This is a genomic window from Streptacidiphilus monticola, from assembly GCF_042658505.1.
Classification (GTDB): domain Bacteria; phylum Actinomycetota; class Actinomycetes; order Streptomycetales; family Streptomycetaceae; genus Streptacidiphilus; species Streptacidiphilus monticola.
In genome coordinates, this window is sequence record NZ_JBHSQJ010000153.1 from 53,438 (window position 1) to 60,885 (window position 7,448).

General features: G+C 69.2%; 5 protein-coding genes and 1 tRNA gene. 2 read left to right on the top strand and 4 right to left on the bottom strand.

Annotated elements, in window-relative coordinates; genetic code table 11:
- Window positions 1-895 precede the first annotated feature (895 nt).
- Window positions 896-3,496, bottom strand: a complete 2,601-nt coding sequence (locus tag ACFP3V_RS29415; protein WP_380590056.1) for a CHAT domain-containing protein — start codon at window positions 3,494-3,496, stop codon at window positions 896-898.
- A 421-nt stretch (window positions 3,497-3,917) separates the two neighbouring features.
- Here ACFP3V_RS29415 and ACFP3V_RS29425 point away from each other — a divergent pair, with 421 nt between their 5' ends.
- Window positions 3,918-4,454, top strand: coding sequence for a hypothetical protein (locus ACFP3V_RS29425; protein WP_380590042.1), 537 nt, complete (start codon window positions 3,918-3,920; stop codon window positions 4,452-4,454).
- Here the strand turns inward: ACFP3V_RS29425 and ACFP3V_RS29430 are convergent.
- From ACFP3V_RS29430 to ACFP3V_RS29440, 3 genes are all read right to left on the bottom strand, one after another.
- Complete coding sequence (locus tag ACFP3V_RS29430; RefSeq protein WP_380590044.1) at window positions 4,432-4,695, bottom strand: hypothetical protein; 264 nt, start codon at window positions 4,693-4,695, stop codon at window positions 4,432-4,434. The two genes, ACFP3V_RS29425 and ACFP3V_RS29430, sit on opposite strands and share 23 nt — an antisense overlap.
- Before the next feature lie 389 nt (window positions 4,696-5,084).
- A tRNA-Pro gene (locus ACFP3V_RS29435) sits at window positions 5,085-5,158 on the bottom strand.
- Between the two features lie 154 nt (window positions 5,159-5,312).
- Complete coding sequence (locus ACFP3V_RS29440) at window positions 5,313-6,545, bottom strand: MFS transporter (RefSeq protein WP_380590057.1); 1,233 nt, start codon at window positions 6,543-6,545, stop codon at window positions 5,313-5,315.
- 175 nt (window positions 6,546-6,720) lie between these two features.
- On the opposite strand from ACFP3V_RS29440, the gene ACFP3V_RS29445 reads away from it, so the two are divergent.
- On the top strand, window positions 6,721-7,119 hold the full coding sequence (locus ACFP3V_RS29445) for a DUF302 domain-containing protein (protein WP_380590047.1): 399 nt from the start codon (window positions 6,721-6,723) through the stop codon (window positions 7,117-7,119).
- Window positions 7,120-7,448: the final 329 nt, after the last annotated feature.

The following is a 7,448-nucleotide window of genomic DNA, read 5'->3' on the forward strand; positions in this document are numbered from 1 at the left end:
TCACTCAACCTTCCCTGGCACGAACTTAGTGGCTGTCAACCTCCGCTGACAACGCTCAGCATTCGCTGTCCCAGAACACCTGCGTTCACGGAAAGTGCTGAAGAGCCAGTCTTCCTTGTCCTCTGACACTCACCGTCGCCGTGGTGACCGCGCATTCCGTAGGCGGTCCACTGCTCCAGGGCCGCGACGGCCTCTCTGGCGGACTCCGACCAGGCCGTCTCGATGTCCTCGGCGAGCGCTGCGGGGGCGAGGGCCAAGGCGGTGGAGATGGATTTCGGCAGGTCCAGGGACGAGGTCGCAGCCGCGCAGCCCGATGTCGACGTGGCGGTTCATCCACCGCCGGGTCTCCGCCACGACGTCCCCGCCGTGGAGGTCGTCGAGGGAGAACCCGACCGCGGCCGCCAGGTGCTTCTCGGAGTCGCGGACGATGCCGCGCTCGGCTCGCACGAGCCGCTTGGCGAGGGCGCCTCCGAGATACTCGCCGTACCGACTTCGCCTCGGCTTCGGCGGCCTCCGCGACGGCCTCGACCAGGAGATGGGCAGCGAGCTTGCCGCGCGGATCGAGAACCCGCTTCCGCTGTACCAGCGGCTCACCGTGCGGCAGTCGCGGCCGTCCATCAGGGCCCTCGCGGCGGCCGGGTCGGCGGACTCGCCGGCGACGAGGCCCAATTCGCCCAGCCCGCTGCCGATCCACACAAGATCGCGCGGAGCGGCCAGTCAGCACTCCACCTGGGCGTCGAGCTCGGAGTCGCATCCGCAGGCGCTGAGGAGGCGGTAGTCGACCTGCTCGGGGGCCCGAATCACAGTCACCCACCCCACCATCGGCGCAGCCCCTTTCCCACCTGTGTCCGCAGTGCGCATCGTGATCGTTGATCGAAGATACCTGGAGTGCCGACTACCAGGTCAAGCCGGCGAGCTTGAAACAGGCCCAGTGGGAGGGGTCGAGGGTGCCGTCGGGGCCTGTGCACTCGTCCAGGCGCTCCCGCCAGTCGGGTGAGACCGCGTCAAGGTCTGCTTCGGCCTGGGCGATAGACGCCCCATGGTCAGCGGGACCGCGCCACTGGGCGTGGCGCAGGTAGTTCACGGCCGTCCGGTAAGCAGCAGCCGCGCCGCGGCCGCTGGCCAGCACGTGGTGGAACACGCTCATGAAAGCTGGTGAAGAGGCGTCAGCCAGCGGCCAGAGCGTGGAAAGAATGCTGCGGGCCCCGCGCGCGAGAAATGCGCCATCGAGCGAACGGTACTGTGGGCGTCCGAGCCCGGTGAATGCATGCGTGCCCGAATCGCAGGTGGCCAGGACGACCGTGCTGGTCCGCCGGAAGTCGCCTTCGGCCAATACCCGGGCAAGCGTAAGTGCCGAGTCGGCAGCGCTGTAGCCGTGCAGACCGATCGCGGACGCGAAGCGGTTTTCGTGTGCTGCGGCATGGGCGGCAAGGTGCACAACATCCACTGTGCGGGAGCAGTCCAGCACCCGTTGAGGGGTGGCGTCGTCGCCCTGCAGGATTGTGGAGGCCTGGTAGATTCGTGCGAGAACGCGTGCCTCCACTGCTGTCCCGGGCAGGTCGTCTCCGTAAGAGACCAGCAGAGCGCTGCCGTCCGGAATGACAGGATCGAAACCGTACAACTGCTCCAGCACCTGCAGGCACGGCGCGTAGGTCACGCTGTGAAACCGGTCGAAGAAGACCGGCCCGTCCGCCGTGGGGCTGCAAGGCGCGGCGTGCAGCGGAACATGCTCCAGGAACCAGACGGGACTGAGGACCACGTGCCGGACCCCGTCATCCACCAAGGAGGAGCTGAGCCTGGTGCCTACGAGCGTCAGGAGCTGCTGGATCCGAGGTATGCCAGCCAACTTTGATCCGCGCTCTTTCCAGGAGCGGACTTCTGCTGCGACGTGGGTGAGCGGTACCTCGGGTAGAGCAAGCCGTCGCACTGCCGGGCCGCCCGGCAGTAGGCGGGCCCATGTAGCCATCAGCACGCCGTCGTCGACGTGAATGTGGACGAAAGCCCGGTCCTGGCGATCCAGCGCCGCGAGCATCGCTGCGAGGCGATCATCAGCAAACGCATGCCCGCCGAATCCACGACGGGTGCCTTGAGCAGCACCGTCCTCGTCGACGGCCAAGAGTCGGGCCAGGGCGCGTTCGGCCGACCGCTGAGCCGTCCGCGCTTTGGCAGTGTCGTGACCGGCCAGGGATAGGTCAGCCCGGTGCTGCCGCTGCTCGGTCACCTTGCGTGCGGCGCGTGCAACTGCGGCGCTTTTGCTTCGCTCCAGACCCAGCGTGCCGCGCAGGAGTCTCAGCGCGACAACCAGGTCGCTAGCCTTGTTCGCCTCAGCTTCGGCGAAATGGTGCAGGGCCAGCGCGATTGGCAGTTCGGCCGCCAGAGCGGCGCTGTCGGCCTCCTGGAACCCCTCGACGAGGCCGTGCAGTGCTTCCAGAGCCACGGCTTGCAGGCAGGCAGCCGAGGCGGCGTCCACGGGCAGTGAGAGGGTGCGCTTGGCAATCGGGGCAGCATCTTCTCCCTCTACTTGGAGGATGTCCAGGCGCACCCGCCCTGCCCAGGCCAACAGCAGTAGTTCGCAGGCGTCCCGCAGGTTCGCCAGGTCGTAGTCGAAGGCCGCGGAAAGCAGGTCTTGACCGACTTGCGGCCGGTGCAAGCCCAAGGTGATAACGCAGCGCCCCTCCCGGGCGTCGATCCGCAACGGCTCTGCGTCGCGTCCCCGCAAGAGGTACCAGGCGACGAAGGCATCAGCGGCGGTGTCCAACGTGGTGTACCACCAGGGCGTCGCTCCCAGCAGGCCGTGCCAGGTCCTGCGATCGCTGTGCAAGACGGCCGTAGCCATCCAGGTGGGCACGGACGGAAAGGTCCGTCCAGGGGCGCTGACCCACTGCGGGCCCGGATTGCTGCACCCGTAGTCGGGCGCCTCGCGGGGCGTCAGACTTCCCGCGTCGGCGAACAGCGCATCGAGACAGAGGCGCGCGAACACATCGTCGACATCGCTGGAGCGCAGTTCCCTGCCGGTCCCAGTGGGCAGGGGCGGAGGAGCCCAGGCCCACCGATCGGAGCTGTCAGCGACGCCGGAGTCCTTACGCATAGAGGACCAGCGGGACTGCAGTTGCACATACGCGGCGAAAAGCCGCGTGTAAGTCAGATCCTCTGACGGCCGGCGGCGTATGTCGCGGATCAGCGCATCGACGAGCTGCGCCAGAGCGTGCTCGCCTGGCGGATTGCGGTCCTCTGGGCGAACGATTCGGCGCAGGTCCTGCAGGATCTGCTGCGAGGACCACCCCTGCGCCTCTCGGAGCGCGGCGCGTGCCAGCGAAGTGATAGCGAGCAGCATCCCGGTGCCGTCCGTCCACTCGGCGATCTCGGACGCCCGAATGAGCGCCAGTAGCCGCGAGACGAGGGCCTGCTGGACCACACCGCCGCATTGATCCTGTCGGGGTGTCGCCCCGTCAGCGGGCGTTGAGCCGCCCATGTTCCCCCCGTCGAACGCGATCATCGATCGCACGTGTGATCATCTTGTTGTCCCCACCCAACCACAACCATAGACAGTGCCACCGCACCGCGGGCCGCCGGACCGACCTGGTCCTGCGCACACCTGCCTGAGCCGACCGCCCTCACCGCGCTGGCGTCCCGTCCTAGAAGCCGCTGTACGGCACAGGATCCCGGTCGCAGCGATGTCTGGGGCAGCGAGAACTTTTCCGCTGGAATCGGTCCCCTGTTGCAGGGTCGCAGAATCTCATGCAGCGGGCCAAACGCCCGCGCGGGTCCAGTCGCAACCGCCGCCATGACGTCACTCCACTGCACCCGATCCTCTCCGCCGGAACATCTTGTCGTTGTTGCGCGACGGTGGTTCACCTCGTGCGGCCCCGAGACGGCCCAGCCTCGATCATGCGGCCCCACTCGGCTAGCCTCCTGGCGTGACCCTTCATGGCCAGCACATGCCGGATGCTCTTCGAGCCGTGGCAGCCGTGCCGATCGACCTGGACGGCATCGGGCTTCGTGTCCTGAGGGACTTCGTGCCGACCGCGGAGACCGAGTGGATGGGGGAGATCCTCGTCCCCGGCAGGGCCTCTGCGAGTGACTTCCTCATCTTTGGCGAGGACTGCGAAGGCGAAGGGGTCTTCGAGGCCATCTGGTTGGCCCGTCCGCGTGCAAGGATCGAGGACCAACCCGTCGTGTGCGTCGGGCGGTACACCTGGCCACAGCTCACTGCCCGCGACCTGGCCGACTACCTCTGGGCCCTCGCGGACACTTGCACATTGATGGGAATCGACGCGTCCCCGGTGGGGTCGCCCAACTACGAACTCGTGTCCATCGCAGAGTGCTTCGCCCCAGGGAGCCGCAGGACAGCGGATGAGGCGGAGGCGCTCGCCGCGGAGGAGTTCCCGGACTTTCGGGCGATCTTCGACCCCGGCGTGTGGGAGCGACAGATCAGGACAGGCCGCGATAGATGACTTCCGCCCAGGCGACCACCGCGGCCACGAGGAAAGCCCCACCGCCGAGCATGAAAACCCCGCCTACGACGCGACGAATCGCGATGTAGTCCTTCCTCCCCCTGGTCGTCAACGAGCCGGGGTCGCCCTTGAAGACAAACCATCCCAGGGTGATGGCGATCCCGGCTGCAATGGTCAAGATCAGCCCCACGATGACCGTCGGCGGGTGGCTTTGGCCAGAAGCGCGAGCCAAATTGATCATGCTTCCCCCTCTTCGGGGGCTCAGCGTAGACCTGACCCCGCAACCATGCACTACCCGGCTGCCATCCCGTCCGCCGTCGACCCACACACCGTGGAGCGGGCCTGCCCCGTGGGGTCCAGGTGGAGCGCCCCACTGGACGACCGCCGGACATGGCTCGCTCACTACGACACAGCGCTACCTGCACCCGGATCTGCGCTCGTTCGAGCTGGCTGGTGAAGCGCTGAGCGCCCACCTTGCAGCCAGTCGGGATGCGGCTCCTGGTCCCCAAGTGGTCCCCAAAGCAGAGGGCCAACGGCATCTCCGACTGGTCCGCTAACGACCCCCGACAAACGAGAAAGAGGCCCGCTGACCTGGAAGTTTCCTTCCTAGTCGACGGGCCTCTCGGCCTGTCGGGACGACAGGATTTGAACCTGCGACCCCTTGACCCCCAGTCAAGTGCGCTACCAAGCTGCGCCACGTCCCGAGGCTGCTCTGCCTTGCGGCTTTGCGGCCTGTCCCCGGTCTCCCGGGCACAGGAAGAACAATACAGCACGCGCGCGAGTGCTCGTGCACGGGTTTCGGGGGTGTCCGGCGGGAGCCGTGCAGGTCAGCCGCGCAGGTCAGCCGCGCCCCGGGAGTCAGGGGGTCGGGTGGCGGGCGTCGTACCGGGCGAAGCCCGGGTAGCGGGCGGTCAGCAGCGCCAGCGCCGCCACGCATGCCAGTCCCCCGCTGGTCGCCGACACTGCTGGGGAGGTGAGTTGGGCGACCAGGCCCGATTCGAAGTCGCCCAGGCGGGGGCCGCCGGCGACCACCACGATGAAGACGCCCTGGAGCCGGCCCCGCATGTCGTCGGGGGCCGCGGCTTGCATCATGGTGTTGCGGAAGATCATGCTGACGGTGTCCGCCGCGCCCGCCGCGGCGAGTAGGAGCAGGCCGACCCAGAGCCAGCTGACCAGGCCGAAGGCCGCGATGGCGAGGCCCCATGCGGCTACCGCGAAGAGGACGGCCAGCCCTTGGCGGCGCACGCGGCCGACCCATCCCGAGAAGAGCGCGCCGAGCAGCGCGCCCACCGCCGGGGCCGCGGCCAGGAGGCCGACCGTGCCGGCGCCGCCGCCGTAGAGGACGGCGGCCAGGGCGGGGAAGAGGGCGCGGGGCATGCCGAAGACCATGGCGGCGATGTCCGCGAGGAAGCTCATCCGCAGGTTGGGCCGGTCGCGCAGGAAGCGCAGGCCGTCAAGGACGGAGGCCCGCTTGCCCGTTGACGCTCCCTCAGGGCGCATCGAGGGCAGCCGCCACATCGCGTACAGCGAGGCGCTGAAGGCGAGCGCGTCGAAGAGGTAGGCGGCCTGGTAGCTCCAGAGCGCGATGAACAGGCCGCCCAGCATGGGGCCGACCGTCTGGCCCAGGTTCATGCTGATGGTGTTGAGGGCGTTCGCCGCCGGGAGCTGCTCGGCCGGCACCAGGCGGGGCAGCATGGCGGACCGCGCTGGGGAGTTGACGGCGAAGCAGGCGGCCTGGAGCGCGACGATCGCGTAGAGCAGACCCACCTGGTGGATGCCGGCGAAGGCCTGCGCGGCGAGCAGTGCGGACAGCACCGCCAGGCCGGACGCGCCGATCAGGCCGAGGCGTCGGCGGTCGACGCGGTCGGCGACGGCGCCGCCGTAGAGGCCGAAGGCGACGAGGGGGACCAGCGAGAACAGGCCGACCAGGCCGGTCGCGAAGGGCGACCGGGTCAGGGCGTAGACCTGGACCGAGATGGCGACCGCCGTCATCTGCTGGCCGACGGCGGAGACGCTCTGGCCGACCCAGAGCCGGCGGAAGTGCGGGTGCTCGCGCAGCGGGGTGGTGTCGGCGAGGGCGGAGCGGGCCATCCGGCGCAGGCGTCCGGGGGCGGTCACGTCGAGCGGAACGGCGGGGGCGGCCTCGGGCAGGGCGGCTTGCTGGTGGTTGGGCACAGGACATCATCGCCTCGCCATCGTCGATTGATTACCCCTGGGGGTATATTGGAGGGGACGGGAGGGGTGGATCGGCAAGGAAGGCGAGCGGATGATGGAGAACGGCAAGGGGATCAGGCCGGTGCGGATGGCGGTCGGGTTCGAGGAGGCGGTCGAGGAGGTCCGCGCGGCGCTCGCGGCCGAGGGCTTCGGCGTGCTGACGGAGATCGACGTCGCCGCGACGCTGCGCGGCAAGCTCGGGGTGGAGCTGCCGCCGCAGTTGATCCTGGGTGCGTGCAATCCGCCGCTGGCCTACCGGGCGCTGCAGGCGGATCCCGACGTCGCGCAGTTGCTGCCCTGCAATGTGGTGGTCCGTCAGGACGGCGACGAGGTCGTCGTGCAGGCGGCCGATCCGGCCCTGCTCGTGGGGTTCACCGGTAACCCGGAATTGGAGCCGGTGGCCACGGAGGCGGCCGAGCGACTGGGGCGGGCGCTGGAAGCGCTGGGCTGAGCACGGAGAGACGCGAGGAGAAGGCGGATGTGTCGACGAGTCACCTGCCGCCGGTGCGGCAAGGCAGGGTTTGCGGGCTGCGGCGCGCATGTGGAGCAGGTGCTGGCGGGGGTCCCCGCCGGGGATCGCTGCCGCTGCGCGGAGGAGCGGCCAACGGGTGGAGCGGAACAGGCGGCGGGCCGCCGAGGCTGGCGGCTGTTCGGGCGGGGCTGAGTGGACGAGGCGGTGGCCGTACCCCTGCCCGCCTCCGCGCGGTGCGAGGCAGGGTGCACGTCGGCCCCGCCGTCCTGGCCACCCCGTGGGCCTGGCACCGCCGACCCTGCGCCTTG